This window comes from Microbacterium terregens, assembly GCF_039534975.1.
GTDB classification, from domain to species: Bacteria; Actinomycetota; Actinomycetes; order Actinomycetales; family Microbacteriaceae; genus Microbacterium; species Microbacterium terregens.
Window position 1 is genome coordinate 1546805 of record NZ_BAAAWH010000001.1, and the last position, 13134, is coordinate 1559938.

The 13134-nt window shown below is 68.8% G+C and carries 14 protein-coding genes and 1 pseudogene; 13 read left to right on the top strand and 2 right to left on the bottom strand.

The annotated features are described in order from the left end of the window. Positions 1–26: 26 nt before the first annotated feature. On the bottom strand, positions 27–707 hold the full coding sequence (lexA, locus tag ABD655_RS06960) for a transcriptional repressor LexA (protein WP_344712709.1): 681 nt from the start codon (positions 705–707) through the stop codon (positions 27–29). A 258-nt stretch (positions 708–965) separates the two neighbouring features. Between lexA and ABD655_RS06965 the strand changes: the two genes are divergently transcribed. The 8 genes from ABD655_RS06965 to ABD655_RS07000 all read left to right on the top strand — a co-directional run bounded on the left by ABD655_RS06965 (position 966) and on the right by ABD655_RS07000 (position 9009). Next, the gene (locus ABD655_RS06965; RefSeq protein ID WP_344712711.1) at positions 966–1319 is read left to right on the top strand and encodes a LysM peptidoglycan-binding domain-containing protein; all 354 of its coding nucleotides are present in this window, start codon (positions 966–968) and stop codon (positions 1317–1319) included. A gap of 58 nt (positions 1320–1377) precedes the next feature. Then, a complete protein-coding gene (locus ABD655_RS06970; RefSeq protein ID WP_344712712.1) occupies positions 1378–2472 on the top strand; it encodes a histidinol-phosphate transaminase in 1095 nt (364 codons plus the stop codon). After that, entirely contained in the window at positions 2469–3083 is a 615-nt protein-coding gene (gene hisB / locus ABD655_RS06975) for an imidazoleglycerol-phosphate dehydratase HisB (RefSeq protein WP_344712714.1), read from the top strand. Before ABD655_RS06970 ends, hisB begins: the two co-directional genes overlap by 4 nt. Then, positions 3080–3730 carry an imidazole glycerol phosphate synthase subunit HisH gene (gene hisH, locus ABD655_RS06980; RefSeq protein ID WP_344712715.1) on the top strand — a complete coding sequence of 217 codons (651 nt, stop codon included), beginning with the start codon at positions 3080–3082 and terminating at the stop codon, positions 3728–3730. The genes hisB and hisH overlap by 4 nt, the downstream gene beginning before the upstream one ends. A gap of 54 nt (positions 3731–3784) precedes the next feature. Next, positions 3785–4531 carry a bifunctional 1-(5-phosphoribosyl)-5-((5-phosphoribosylamino)methylideneamino)imidazole-4-carboxamide isomerase/phosphoribosylanthranilate isomerase PriA gene (gene priA / locus ABD655_RS06985; protein WP_344712717.1) on the top strand — a complete coding sequence of 249 codons (747 nt, stop codon included), beginning with the start codon at positions 3785–3787 and terminating at the stop codon, positions 4529–4531. Beyond that, positions 4515–5294, top strand: coding sequence for an SseB family protein (locus ABD655_RS06990; protein WP_344712719.1), 780 nt, complete (start codon positions 4515–4517; stop codon positions 5292–5294). The genes priA and ABD655_RS06990 overlap by 17 nt, the downstream gene beginning before the upstream one ends. Before the next feature lie 126 nt (positions 5295–5420). Then, positions 5421–6899: a pyridoxal phosphate-dependent decarboxylase family protein gene (locus ABD655_RS06995; protein ID WP_344712721.1), complete on the top strand. Its 1479-nt coding sequence runs from the start codon at positions 5421–5423 to the stop codon at positions 6897–6899. Between the two features lie 172 nt (positions 6900–7071). Then, positions 7072–9009 (top strand): CASTOR/POLLUX-related putative ion channel, encoded by a 1938-nt coding sequence (locus tag ABD655_RS07000; RefSeq protein WP_344712723.1) that lies wholly within the window; start codon positions 7072–7074, stop codon positions 9007–9009. Here ABD655_RS07000 and ABD655_RS07005 read toward each other — a convergent pair. Continuing rightward, positions 9002–9421 carry a DUF1844 domain-containing protein gene (locus ABD655_RS07005; RefSeq protein WP_378721346.1) on the bottom strand — a complete coding sequence of 140 codons (420 nt, stop codon included), beginning with the start codon at positions 9419–9421 and terminating at the stop codon, positions 9002–9004. The genes ABD655_RS07000 and ABD655_RS07005 overlap by 8 nt on opposite strands. 287 nt (positions 9422–9708) lie before the next feature. Here ABD655_RS07005 and infC point away from each other — a divergent pair. From infC to ABD655_RS07030, 5 genes and pseudogenes are all read left to right on the top strand, one after another. Next, a pseudogene (infC, locus tag ABD655_RS07010) lies at positions 9709–10287 on the top strand (translation initiation factor IF-3); the annotation flags it as partial. A 249-nt stretch (positions 10288–10536) separates the two neighbouring features. Beyond that, positions 10537–10731, top strand: a complete 195-nt coding sequence (gene rpmI, locus ABD655_RS07015; protein WP_344712725.1) for a 50S ribosomal protein L35 — start codon at positions 10537–10539, stop codon at positions 10729–10731. Between the two features lie 30 nt (positions 10732–10761). Beyond that, a complete protein-coding gene (rplT, locus tag ABD655_RS07020) occupies positions 10762–11145 on the top strand; it encodes a 50S ribosomal protein L20 (RefSeq protein ID WP_344712727.1) in 384 nt (127 codons plus the stop codon). Positions 11146–11406: 261 nt separating this feature from the next. Continuing rightward, positions 11407–12213 (top strand): TrmH family RNA methyltransferase, encoded by an 807-nt coding sequence (locus tag ABD655_RS07025; protein WP_344712729.1) that lies wholly within the window; start codon positions 11407–11409, stop codon positions 12211–12213. 82 nt (positions 12214–12295) lie between these two features. Beyond that, positions 12296–13093 carry an amino acid ABC transporter ATP-binding protein gene (locus ABD655_RS07030; protein ID WP_344712730.1) on the top strand — a complete coding sequence of 266 codons (798 nt, stop codon included), beginning with the start codon at positions 12296–12298 and terminating at the stop codon, positions 13091–13093. Positions 13094–13134: the final 41 nt, after the last annotated feature.

Genomic DNA, 13134 nt, shown 5'->3' on the forward strand with positions numbered 1-13134 from the left:
ACCACTGCGCGCGGATCTGCGCGGACTCAGACGGCGCGCAGGACCGCCACGATCTTGCCGAGCACGACGGCCTCGTCGCCCAGGATCGGTTCGAATGCGGAGTTGCGGGGGAGCAGCCACGTGTGCCCATCGCGGCGCCGGAAGGTCTTGACAGTGGCCTCGCCATCGAGCATCGCCGCGACGATGTCACCGTTCTCGGCATCCGCCTGCGACCTCACGACGACCCAGTCGCCGTCGCAGATGGCGGCGTCGATCATGGACTCGCCCGAAATGCGGAGCATGAACAGGTCGCCCTTGCCGACGAGCTGGCGGGGAAGGGGGAAGATCTCCTCGATCTGCTGCTCGGCGGTGATCGGCACGCCCGCCGAGATGCGCCCGACCAACGGCACCATCGCGGCGTCGCCGACGGACGGCGCGCTGTCGGCGGGATTCTCGGTGGACATCCCGGGCAGGTCGATCAAGACCTCCATCGCGCGCGTCTTGCCCGCGTCCCGCCGCAGATACCCGCTCAGCTCGAGCTGGTTGAGCTGATGCGTGACGCTGGAAAGAGACTTGAGACCCACGGCATCGCCGATCTCGCGCATGCTCGGCGGGTAGCCGTACCGGGCGATCGATCGCTGGATGACCTCGAGGATGGCGAGCTGCTTGTCGCTCAGGCTCTTGCGCCTGCGCGTCTGCGGCTTTTCGCGCCCGTTCACCTCGGTCATGATCCCAGCTCCTGTCTCGCCGTGGGGGCATCGGTCTTCGAATGTCGGAGGCCCATGGTGGGGTGTCCCTATCGAAACCGTATCCGGTAACGGCACATCGATACCGCACCACGTGCGCGTGTCGCGTTCGAACATCCGAGCCCGCATCCGCGATTGACATCTTATTACTTCGAAGATACATTCGGAAGAGAGCTTCGCATTCCCCGCTCCCGGCCGAGCCGGGAATGCGAACCTCTTCCCTTTCAGCAGGAGGACGACATGACAGCGATCAGCATCCCGGCGCACCGTGCGACGCGACTGCGGCTCACGCCGCGCGGTCGCCGCATTCTTGCCGCGCTCGCTGCGCTGCCGGCCGTCGTCGCGCTCAGCCTCGCGGTCCTCAGCGGTGGAAGCGCGCTCGCGAATCTTGACGACGGGGCTCCGGCGGGAACGTTCGCCACACTGACGGTGGCGTCGGGCGAATCGCTCTGGTCCATCGCCGAGCAGGTCGCGCCCGGCGCAGACCCGCGCGACGTCGTGGATGCGATCGTGCGGCTGAACGCGCTCGATGGGGTCGTCGTGTCCGCCGGTCAGCGACTGTCCATTCCGGCCGAGTACGCCTCGGCGCCGTAGCGGCCGAGCGCACTCGGGCACGCTCCTTCGGGGGACGTGCGCAGACGCGGGCCCTACGATGGGCGAGGTGAGTATCCGCCTCGACGATCTTCCCCTCCGCGATGATTTGCGCGGTCTGACACCGTACGGCGCTCCGCAGGCCCCGCTGCCGGTCGCTCTCAACGTGAACGAGAACACGCATCCGGTGCCGCAAGAGGTGGCGGATGACATTCTGGATGCCGTCGCCCTGGCGCTGCGCGATGTCAACCGCTATCCGGACCGGGAGTTCACCGAGCTGCGCGAAGGCTTCGCCGACTATCTCGGCTACGGCGTGACTCGGGAGCAGATCTGGGCGGCGAACGGATCGAACGAGGTTCTGCAGCACGTCCTGCAGGCCTTCGGCGGTCCCGGACGCACGGCGTTCGGCTTCGCTCCCACCTACTCCATGTACCCGCTGCTGACGCGGGCGACCGGAGCGACGTGGGTGGCCGGTTCGCGGGCCGCGGACTTCTCCGTGGACGCGGAGAGCGCCGCATTCCAGGTCGCCGAGGCGGGCGCGGATGTCGTCTTCCTCTGCGCACCGAATAACCCGACGGGCACGCCGATGACACTGGAGGTCATCGAAGCCGTATACGACGCCTCCCGCGGCATCGTCGTCGTGGACGAGGCCTACCAGGAATTCGCGCCTCGGGACGCCGGATCGGCGCTCGCGTTGCTGCCGGGGCGCGAGCGGCTCGTCGTCTCGCGCACGATGAGCAAGGCCTTCGCGTTCGCCGGCGCCCGGGTGGGGTACATGGCCGCCGACCCGGCGCTGGTGGACGCGCTGCGACTCGTGCGCCTGCCCTACCACTTGAGCTCGCTGACCCAGGCGGCGGCGACGGCCGCCCTGCGCCACGCCTCCACGATGCTGCAGATGGTCGATGAGATCGTCGCCCAGCGGGACCGCATCGGAGCAACCGTCGAGGCGATCGGCTACGAGCCCTACGACTCGTGGGCGAACTTCGTTCTGTTCGGCGGCGTGGAGGACTCGGCCGAGACGTGGCAGGCGCTGTATGACCGGGGCGTACTCGTCCGCGATGTCGGGATCCCGCACCACCTGCGGGTCACGGCGGGCACCGAGCAGGAGACGACCGCGTTCCTGGACGCGCTCGCGTCGATAGACTCGGGCTCATGACTGGCCTCGCAACCCCCCGCACGTCGTCGCTGCGCCGGTCCACGAGCGAATCCACCGTGGAGCTCGAGCTCGACCTCGACGGCACGGGCCGCAGTCACATCGACACCACCGTGCCGTTCTTCGATCACATGCTCACCGCCTTCGCGAAGCATTCCCTCACCGACCTCACGATCCGTGCGTCCGGCGACACGGAGATCGATGCCCACCACACCGTCGAGGACGTCTCGATCGTCCTGGGGCAGGCGATCCGCGAGGCCCTCGGCGACAAGTCGGGCATCTCGCGCTACGGAGATGCCCTCGTGCCGCTCGACGAGGCGCTCGCCCAGGCCGTGGTGGACATCAGTGGCCGTCCCTACCTCGTGCACAGCGGCGAGCCGCTCGGTTTCGAGCACCACCTCATCGGGGGGCACTTCACCGGCTCGCTCGTGCGTCACACGTTCGAGGCGATCACCTTCCACGCCGGGCTCACGGTTCACGTCACAGTCCTGGCAGGTCGCGACCCCCACCACATCGCCGAGGCCGAGTACAAGGCCTTCGCACGAGCGTTCCGCCAGGCGAAGGCCCTGGATCCGGAGGTGCGGGGCGTTCCGAGCACGAAGGGCGCTCTGTGACGAGCAAGCCGCTGGTCGCGGTTCTGGACTACGGATCCGGCAACGTCCACTCGGCGGTGAAGGCGCTGGCCGCGGCGGGTGCGGACGCGCGGCTCACCGCCGATCGCGGACTCATCGACGACGCCGACGGGCTGGTCGTACCCGGAGTGGGCGCGTTCCGCGCGGTCATGGACGCGCTGCGAGCCAGCCGCGGCGACGAGATCATCGACCGCCGTCTTGCCGGTGGGCGTCCGGTACTCGGAATCTGCGTGGGCATGCAAGTCCTGTTCGAGCGCGGGGTGGAGCGCGGAGTGGACACCGAAGGACTCGGTGAGTGGCCCGGAGTGATCACCGAGCTCGATGCCCCCGTCCTGCCGCACATGGGATGGAACACCGTCGAGGCAGCGCCGGGCTCGCGGCTGTTCCGCGGCATCGAGGACGAACGGTTCTACTTCGTCCACTCGTTCGCCGCCCAGCAGTGGCTGCTGGACGTGCAGCCGCCCTTCCCGCAGCCGGCGCTCACCTGGTCCACGCACGGCACGCGCTTCCTGGCAGCAGTCGAGAACGGACCCCTCTCGGCGACGCAGTTTCACCCCGAGAAATCCGGGGAGGCGGGCATCCGTCTGCTGTCCAATTGGCTCGGCGGGCTCGGCCAGACTAACCTCTGAACTCGTGCCATCTGCGAGAGCGCAACGCCCCCGCGTCGTCCGGCATGAGGAGCTATGAACGATTTCGCGTCTATGCCTGAGTTGATCCTGCTGCCGGCAGTCGATGTCGCCGACGGCAAGGCCGTCCGCCTGACCCAGGGAGAGGCGGGAACCGAGACCGACTTCGGCGACCCGGTGGACGCGGCCCTGGCGTGGGCGCGTCAGGGTGCCCAATGGATCCACCTCGTCGACCTGGACGCGGCCTTCGGCCGGGGCAACAACGCCTCGATCATCCGCAAGGTGATCAAACAGGTGCGTGGCGTGCAGGTCGAGGTGTCCGGCGGCATCCGCGACGACCGCAGCCTTGACGCGGCGCTCGAGAGCGGAGCCTCGCGGATCAACCTGGGCACCGCCGCCCTGGAGAACCCGGAGTGGGCCGCCGATGTCATCGGCCGCTACGGCGACGTCATCGCCGTCGGGCTCGACGTCCGCGGCACGACCCTGGCCGCGCGCGGCTGGACCCAGGAGGGCGGCGACCTGTGGGATGTGCTGGAACGCCTCGAGGAGGCCGGGTGCAGCCGCTACGTCGTCACGGACGTCACCAAGGACGGAACGCTCAAGGGCCCCAACCTCGAGCTTCTTCAGGAGATGACCGCACGGACGCCGAAGCCCATTGTCGCGTCCGGCGGTGTGGCGAGCCTGGATGACATCGCCGCGCTTCGCGAGCTCGTGCCGCTCGGCGTCGAGGGAGCGATCGTGGGCAAGGCCCTTTACGCAGGGGCGTTCACGCTCGCCGAGGCGCTGGATGTCGCCGGACACTGACCCGCACGACCACACGGGCGACTCCGCGGGCGTCCCCTGGGAGGGGCGCCGGTTCGAGCCCAACCCCCACGCCGGCGACGATGGCTCGGCCGACGACGCGCTCCTCGCGGCGCTCACGGCGTTCCGCGACGGTGCCGGCGACCAGGTGGCGGTCATCGACGCGTATCGCACGGCGCGGCTGCTCATCCCGCTGGTGGCGGAGCGGGGCGACGAGGGCATCGGCGTCCACGGCCTGGCCGTCGACAAGACCCAGGAGCTGTCGATCGTGACCGTGGCCGCGCCCGATGGGCGACGGGTGCTGCCGGTGTTCACATCCATGGCCGCCATGGGCCGGTGGGATGCCGGCGCGCGCCCCGTACCGGCGGACGGTGTCCGCACAGCGGTCGCGGCATCCGCGGACGACACCGACCTGATCGTCATCGATCCGGGATCGGCCACCGAGTTCGTGCTGCGACGTCCCGCCGTGTGGGCGATCGCCCAAGGCGCCCCCTGGGAGCCCAGCTTCGCGTCACCCGAGGTCTTCTCCGGTCTGCAGCGCAGCATCGGCGGTGAACTGGCGGTGCTCGACCTTTCGGTGGAGCAGGGCGACCCCACCGCCCGGCTGCGCGGCCCCGAGCTGATCGTGCGCCTCGAACTGATCCACGGGCTCGACCAATCCGAGCTCGATGCTGTCCTCGCCCGGCTGGCCACGCGATGGGCGGCCGATGACCGGATCGCGGTCCTGGTCGACTCGCTGACCGTCAAGCTCGTCCGGTCGCGCTGAGCCGGCCCCCACCCCGCCCGTCCGTGTCGGGTGGCGCTGTGCGCACCGCGTCGTGGCGGACGTTCTTCCGGCGCGCTGTCGGGCGCACGGTGGTGCATGCGCTCGCGGCGGCGCACAATGCTGGTCATGGACCTGCATGACTTCCCGCCACCGAACCCGGGCGCACGACCGCCCGCGCCCGCAGCTGAGCCCGTCGAGACGGGCGCGCTGTCCGAGTACCGCGCGGCGCTCGCTTCCGCCCACCGCCACGCCCTGACCTGGCTGGGGTCGGTGGCGGAGCGCCCGATACGCCCCGAGCTGGACGCCGACGGCATCCTCGCGACTCTGGACCGTCCGCTCGGCGCGACCGGCGCCGATGCCGCGGCTGTCATCGACGAGCTCGCCGCCGCGGCCGGCCCGGGCCTGATGGCCATGGGGTCACCGCGCTTCTACGGGTTCGTGATCGGCGGCGCCTATCCGGCCGCGCTCGCCGCCGACTGGCTCGTCTCGGCGTGGGACCAGAACACCGGTTCTCGTCAGCCCACTCCCGGCACCGCCGGGGTCGAAGAGGTCGCGGCGCGCTGGCTGCTCGAACTGCTCGGGCTTCCCGCCGACAGCGGGGTCGGCTTCGTCACCGGCGCGACCAGCGCGAACACGTCGTGCCTGCTGGTGGCGCGTGACTCCGTGCTGCGCGCACGGGGCCACGACCCGTCGCGCGGCATCCAGGGTGCGCCGACGATCCGCTTCCTCGCGGGCGACGCCGTGCACACATCCGTGGTTCTCGCCGGGCGCATCGCCGGACTCGGTGAGCCGGTCACCGTCGGCGCAGACGCGCAGGGTCGCATCGACGTCGATGGGCTCGCCGCGGCGCTGGCCGAGCACGAGGGTCCCGCGATCGTGGCGCTCCAGGCCGGTGATGTCCACTCCGGGGCGTTCGACGACTTCACGCGCGCGGTGGGTGTGGCCAAAGCGGCCGGTGCGTGGGTGCACGTCGACGGTGCCTTCGGGCTGTGGGCGGGGGCGAGCCCGCGGACACGACACCTCGTCGCCGGGGTCGCGGATGCCGATTCCTGGGCCACGGATGCCCACAAGACACTGAACGTGCCGTACGACTGCGGGGTGGCCATCGTGCGCGACGAAGCCGCGATGGCCGCCTCGCTCGGTGCCCACGCGGCGTATCTGCCGGCGTTGGCCAGCGTGGCCGATCCATATGACCACACCCCCGAACTCTCGCGCCGCGCACGCGGCGTGCCGGTGTGGGCCGCGCTGCGCTCGCTGGGCAGCCGCGGAGTGGCCGGCCTGGTCGATGGGCTCGTCGACGCCGCGCTCGCGCTCGCCGAGCGCTTCCGCGGCATCCCGGGACTCGACGTGCTCAACGACGTCGTCTTCACGCAGGTGTGCCTGGCCGCGCGTGAGAACGAGGACACTCTCGCACTGGGGGAGTGGCTGCGGGCCGAAGGCACCGTGTGGGCGTCGTCCTCCACGTGGCGCGGTCGCGCAGTGGTGCGTTTCGCGGTGAGCAACTGGGGCACCGACGCCGAGGCCGTGCGTCGCACCGTCGACGCGGTGGCTCGCGGGGCGGTGGCCATCGGCATCCGAGATCTGCCGCCGATCCCGGTCCGCTGACGGGTCCGGTCCCTTTCTCGCCGAGGCCGTTGCCGACCGGGATGGTCGACGCCTCGGGCCGCGCACGCTGAGGCGAGCGCAGGCCGTCAGTCGGGAGACGCTATGGTTGCCCCACGCGTGGGGTGCCGGGGGGTGCGGTGCGCCGGGGGCGACCGTGGACGTGGGGGACGAGATGGACACACTGGGCGTGCGCGCGCGGTTGCAGTATCGGTTCGACAACTGGATGGCGCGGGGAACCATCGCGATCATGGCGCTGCTCGGCGCCGCGACGATCGCGTTCGTGCTGTTCATCGCGCTTGTTATCGTGGTGTTCCGCGTGTTCCCCGACGGCGTCGAAGAGGGCGACTTCTGGGACGTCGTCTGGGGCAACCTGATGCGCACGCTCGACCCCGGAACAATGGGGGCGGACACCGGATGGGGCTTCCGGATCCTCATGCTCGTGGTCACGATCGGTGGGCTCGTCATCGTCGCGAGTCTGATCGGCATCGTCTCGGGCGCGTTCGACGACAAGATGGCGTCGTTGCGCAACGGGCGTTCGCGCGTCGTTGAAGAGGGCCACACCCTGATCCTCGGCTGGAGCGGCAAGCTCTTCCCGATCGTCTCGGAGATCTGCGTTGCGAACGAGTCGCGCCGGCGGAGCGTCATCGTCATCCTCGCCGATCGCGACAAGCTCGAGATGGAGGAGGAGATCCGCGCGCGTGTACCCAACCCCGGCAGAACGGCGATCATCTGCCGGCGGGGCGACCCCATGTCGGTGCTCGACCTGACGATCGCAAGTCCTCGCGCGGCCCGCAGTGTCGTCATCCTCCCGTCGGACGATGAGGCGGACCCGGATGCGGCGGTGATAAAGATCGCTCTGGCGCTCACGCGTCATGCGGCCGAGGATGACATTCCGCGGATCGTCGCCGAGCTGCGCGACCCACGCAACCTCGAAGCGGCGGGCCTGGTCGCGCGCGGGCGGGCGCACTGGCTGCTTGCGAGCGAACTCGTCAGCCGCATGACGGTGCAGACCTGCCGACAGAGCGGACTCAGCGCCGTGTACACGGAACTGCTCGACTTCGCCGGCGACGAGATCTACTTCACGGACGCGACGCCGTTCACCGGGCCGTCCTACCTCGATGCCCAATACCGCTTCGCCGCCTCCACCGTCCTGGGCATCCAGCGTGACGCGGTCGTGCAGCTCAACCCGCCGGCCGACTACCTGATCGAGCCGGGCGACCGGCTCATCGTCATCGCCGAGGATGACAGCACGATCCGCACGTCCGAGCGCGGAGCTCCCGATGAAAGCGCGATGCGCCTGGCCGTGTCCAGTCCCGCTCGCCCCGAGCACACGCTGATCCTCGGCTACAACTCGAGCATGCAGACGATGCTCGACGAACTCGGCGCCTACGTCGCGCCGGGGTCGACGGTCTGCATCGCGGCCGACGTCGTCGCACCCCAGCTGCGCGTCCCGGCGGGCGTGGACGTGTCCTTCCACAGCGTGGACTCGACCAGCCGCGCGGTCCTGGACGCGCTGAACATCGTCGGCTTCGACCACGTCCTCGTCCTGGCATACCGCGAGCTGGGGATCCAGGCGGCGGACGCCCGGACGCTCGTCACTCTCCTGCACCTGCGCGACATCGCTGACAAGCAGGCCGTCAGCCTCAACATCGTCAGCGAAATGCTCGATGACAGGAACCGTGAGCTGGCCGAGGTCACCCGAGCGGATGACTTCATCGTGAGTGACCGGCTGGTCAGCCTGATGCTCTCGCAGATCAGCGAGAGCGAGGACCTCGTCTCCGTGTTCGCCGAGCTGTTCTCCAGCTCGGGCGTCGAGATCTACCTGCGGCCCGCGGAACTGTACATCGTTGCGGGGATGACGGTGGACTTCTACACGGTCGTCGCGGCCGCTTCAGCGCGTGGCGAGACGGCGATCGGATACCGCGTCGCCTCTGATGCGTATTCCAGCGTGGCGGCGTACGGCGTGCACCTGAATCCGCTCAAGACGGAGCGGCGCGCCTATGAGCCCGGCGACGCCATCATCGTCCTCGCACAGGACGAGGCTCAAGCGCGTCGGCGCGATACGACGGCACCAACCGTCGCATCGTCGGTCTCGGTCCCGGTCAGTTGACGGGTCCGGTCCACTTCTCGCCGGGGCCCTTGCCGATCGGGTCGGGGATCGTGGAGGCCTCCCGGAACGCGAGCTGAAGCGAGCGCAGGCCATCGCGCAGTGAGCGCGCGTGCATGTCGCTGATCTCCGGCGCCCCTGCGGTGATGAGGCCGGCCAGCGCGTTGATGAGCTTGCGTGCCTCATCAAGGTCGGTCTGCGTCGACGGGTCGTCGGCGAGGCCGACCTTGACCGCAGCGGCGCTCATCAGGTGCACGGCCGCGGTGGTGATCACCTCGACGGCGGGGACGTCCGCGATGTCTCGCGTGGCGGCGGATGCCGCTCGATCTTGCGCTTCCCAGCGGGCCTGGCGCTCGGCATCCTGTGCCACCTTCCCGGCTTCAAGGTCGTCATCGGGGGCCGGAATCGTATCCACGTGTCACTCTCTGCTAGACTTTGGCGGGCTCCGGAGCGCTGTGCTTCGGACCGAAAGAGGATTCACATCCCACCCGCGCTTGCCGCTCCAGGCTACCGGGTCACGCACTCCGCTCCGTCCGCTTGCGGCCGGAGTAGCTCCAAGGCACGGACGTAAAACGCCGCGCAGGGGATATCGGGTGCAGGAAGCCGGCGCTTGCGCGTCGTGCGGGTGGAATCGAGTCTCTCTTCCGCCCGTGATACATCCCGTGTCGCGGTGGCTGACATCCGCACGAAGAGGAGTTCCGCATCAGCGATCCCCGCACCAATGACCGCATCCGCGTGCCCGAGGTCCGCCTCGTAGGCCCGAACGGAGAGCAGGTCGGCGTCGTACGCATCGAGGTTGCCTTGCGTCTGGCGCAGGATGCCGATCTCGACCTTGTCGAGGTGGCTCCCAACTCGAAGCCGCCCGTCGTCAAGATCATGGACTACGGGAAGTTCAAGTACGAAGCAGCGCAGAAGGCCAAGGAAGCCCGGCGCAATCAGGCCAACACCATCCTCAAAGAGGTCCGGTTCCGTCTGAAGATCGAGGCCCACGACTACATAACCAAACTCAAGCGCGCCGAGGGCTTCCTCAAGGGCGGCGACAAGGTGAAGGCCATGATCCTGTTCCGCGGCCGGGAGCAGTCCCGTCCCGAGCAGGGCGTACGCCTGCTGCGCAAGTTCGCTGAGGACGTCGCGGAGTTCGGAACGGTCGAATCCAGCCCCACGATCGACGGCCGCAACATGGTCATGGTGGTCGCACCGCACAAGAACAAGTCCGAGCTGAAGACCGAGCAGAACGCACAGCGGGTCGCCAACAAGGAAGCCTCGCGCGGCTCATCGTCCGGTGACCACGACGACGACCACGACCACGATCTCGACGACAACGACCAGCTTGACGACAACGACGAGCTCGACGACGACGACGAGCTCGATGACGACGACGATCTCGACAGCGACAGCGACAGCGACAGCGACAGCGACAGCGACACCAAACCGGCGCCGGCGACCGCCGAGTAGCCGCCCCAGACTCCCGCCCTGCGGGGATGCACAACGACGCCCAGCAGGGCGACATTCAACAAAAGGAACGATGAGATGCCGAAGCAGAAGACCCACTCGGGTGCCAAGAAGCGCTTCAAGATCACTGGCAGCGGCAAGCTGATGAAGCAGCAGGCCGGCATGCGCCACAACCTCGAGGGCAAGGCCAGCAAGCGCACACGTCGCCTCAACCAGGACCAGGTCCTGTCGAAGGCCGACACCAAGACGGCCAACAAGCTTCTCGGTCGCTGAACGCGCCGAATCACGTTAGGAACATGAGAAATGGCTAGAGTCAAGCGGGCCGTCAACGCCCACAAGAAGCGTCGCGTCATCCTCGAGCGCGCCTCCGGTTACCGGGGTCAGCGTTCGCGCCTGTACCGCAAGGCGAAGGAGCAGGTCACCCACTCGCTCGTCTACGCGTACCGTGACCGTCGCAAGCGCAAGGGCGACTTCCGCCGCCTGTGGATCCAGCGCATCAACGCCGCATCTCGTGCGAACGGCATGACGTACAACCGCTTCATCCAGGGCCTCGGCCTCGCGGGTGTGCAGGTCGACCGGCGCATGCTGGCCGAGCTCGCCGTGCACGAGCCGGCGACCTTCGCGTCGCTCGTCGCGACCGCAAAGGCAGCACTGCCCGGCGACGTGAACGCGCCCAAGACGGCGTAGTTTCCGGCATCCGGTGCAGGGGCGTCCTCCTTCGGGAGGGCGCCCCTTCCGCGTGTCCGGTGGCGTCGTTCGCGGCATCCACCCTGTTCACTTGCCCTGGATGTACGCGAAAGGGGCCTCGGGGCGTACAAACAGCGCAAGTGAACAAGAAGAGGGCGGGGCCGTAGACGCGGGGCGCCAGGGATCGGGCGGCAGACGCGGGGCCTGCGGTTGACACGCGCAGTGGAGAGGGCCAGTGCGCCTCGGCCCTACACTGAACGAGTGCTCGAGAACCCGCGCTCGCCCCGCGTTCGTGCCGTGGCCAAGCTGACCAAGCGCAGCGCGCGACAGGAGACGGGGCTCTTTCTGCTCGAAGGCCCCCAGGCCGCTCGCGAAGCCCTTGCGTACCGTCCCGAAACCGTTCTGGAGCTGTTCGCCACGCCGTCCGCTCTCGAGCGGCACGGCGACCTGCGCGACTCCGCGCGCGACTCCGGTGTCGAGGTCGTCTTCACGACCGAGGCCGTCCTGGACGCCATGGCCGACACGGTCACCCCACAGGGGATCGTCGCGGTCGCCCGCCAGACGCCCTCCTCTCTGCGCGAGATCTTCGCCGCCTCGCCCCGGCTGGTCGCGATCTGCGAAGAAGTGCGCGATCCCGGCAACCTGGGAACGATCATCAGGGCAGCGGATGCCGCGGGCGCAGACGCCGTGATCCTCACCGGCCGCACCGTCGACCCGTACAACCCCAAGGTCGTACGAGCCACGACCGGCTCGCTGTTCCACCTGCCCATCGCCGTCGGCGTGGACCTCGTCAACGCCGTCGACCGCGCCCGCGCCGCGGGCGTGCGCGTCGTGGCGGCCGATATCGGCGGCGGAGACTTCCTGGCCGCACGATCGCTGCTCGCGGAGCCGACCGCGTGGCTGTTCGGCAACGAGGCGCGCGGCCTCGATGACGATGCCCTGGCGCTGGCCGATCTGTCACTGCGCCTGCCCATCTACGGCAGTGCGGAATCGCTGAACCTGGCGACCGCCGCGAGTGTCTGCCTGTACGAAACCGCGTTCGCGCAGCGGTCCGGCGAGCCGTCCTGAGCTGTTCGCGTCCTGTTACAGTCCGGTAAAGCTCGCGCGGAGTATCCACGCCGACGCCCGCGCGGCCAATAGTGTGGGCACCATGGCGACACCGGAATCACCCGCAGCGGCGCCGAGGACCTCGAATATCAACGTTCGCCGCGGCGAACCGCTCGTGGTCGTCGAGCACGTCGAGAAGCATTTCGGGGACCTTCACGTCCTCAAAGACATCAACACCACGGTCAACCGCGGCGAAGTCGTCGTGGTCATCGGTCCCTCCGGCTCCGGAAAATCCACGCTCTGTCGCGCGATCAACCGCCTCGAGACCATCGACTCGGGCAAGATCGCCATCGACGGCGTGCCGCTTCCCGAGGAGGGCACGGCGCTGGCGCACCTTCGTGCCGACGTCGGCATGGTCTTCCAGTCCTTCAACCTGTTCGCGCACAAGAGCGTCCTCGAGAACGTGACCCTCGGTCCCATCAAGGTGCGCAAGCTCTCCCGCAAGGCGGCCGATGAGAAGGCGATGGCGCTGCTCGACCGAGTCGGTGTCGCGAACCAGGCGAAGAAGATGCCGGCGCAGCTGTCGGGCGGTCAGCAGCAGCGCGTGGCCATCGCGCGCTCGCTCGCCATGGATCCGAAGCTGATCCTGATGGACGAACCGACGAGCGCGCTCGACCCGGAGATGATCAACGAGGTCCTCGACGTCATGATCGGTCTCGCCAAGGACGGCATGACCATGATCGTCGTCACCCATGAGATGGGCTTCGCGCGCAAAGCCGCGGACCGGGTGCTGTTCATGGCCGACGGCGCCATCGTCGAAGAGGCCACCCCTGAGGAGTTCTTCACAAACCCACAGAGCGCGAGGGCGCAGGACTTCCTGTCGAAGATCCTCGAGCACTGATGCAACCTCGGCCGCTGCACCGCGGCCAGGACCCACGAAAC

Excerpts from the sequence above, each read along its gene's own strand:
- ABD655_RS06970 (WP_344712712.1), top strand. The coding sequence starts at position 1,378 with ATGGGCGAGGTGAGTATCCGCCTCGACGATCTTCCCCTCCGCGATGAT.
- rpmI (WP_344712725.1), top strand. The coding sequence starts at position 10,537 with ATGCCGAAGCAGAAGACCCACTCGGGTGCCAAGAAGCGCTTCAAGATC.
- ABD655_RS06965 (WP_344712711.1), top strand. The coding sequence starts at position 966 with ATGACAGCGATCAGCATCCCGGCGCACCGTGCGACGCGACTGCGGCTC.
- ABD655_RS07000 (WP_344712723.1), top strand. The coding sequence starts at position 7,072 with ATGGACACACTGGGCGTGCGCGCGCGGTTGCAGTATCGGTTCGACAAC.
- ABD655_RS06995 (WP_344712721.1), top strand. The coding sequence starts at position 5,421 with ATGGACCTGCATGACTTCCCGCCACCGAACCCGGGCGCACGACCGCCC.
- lexA (WP_344712709.1), bottom strand. The coding sequence starts at position 707 with ATGACCGAGGTGAACGGGCGCGAAAAGCCGCAGACGCGCAGGCGCAAG.
- ABD655_RS07030 (WP_344712730.1), top strand. The coding sequence starts at position 12,296 with ATGGCGACACCGGAATCACCCGCAGCGGCGCCGAGGACCTCGAATATC.
- rplT (WP_344712727.1), top strand. The coding sequence starts at position 10,762 with ATGGCTAGAGTCAAGCGGGCCGTCAACGCCCACAAGAAGCGTCGCGTC.
- ABD655_RS06990 (WP_344712719.1), top strand. The coding sequence starts at position 4,515 with ATGTCGCCGGACACTGACCCGCACGACCACACGGGCGACTCCGCGGGC.
- priA (WP_344712717.1), top strand. The coding sequence starts at position 3,785 with ATGAACGATTTCGCGTCTATGCCTGAGTTGATCCTGCTGCCGGCAGTC.
- hisB (WP_344712714.1), top strand. The coding sequence starts at position 2,469 with ATGACTGGCCTCGCAACCCCCCGCACGTCGTCGCTGCGCCGGTCCACG.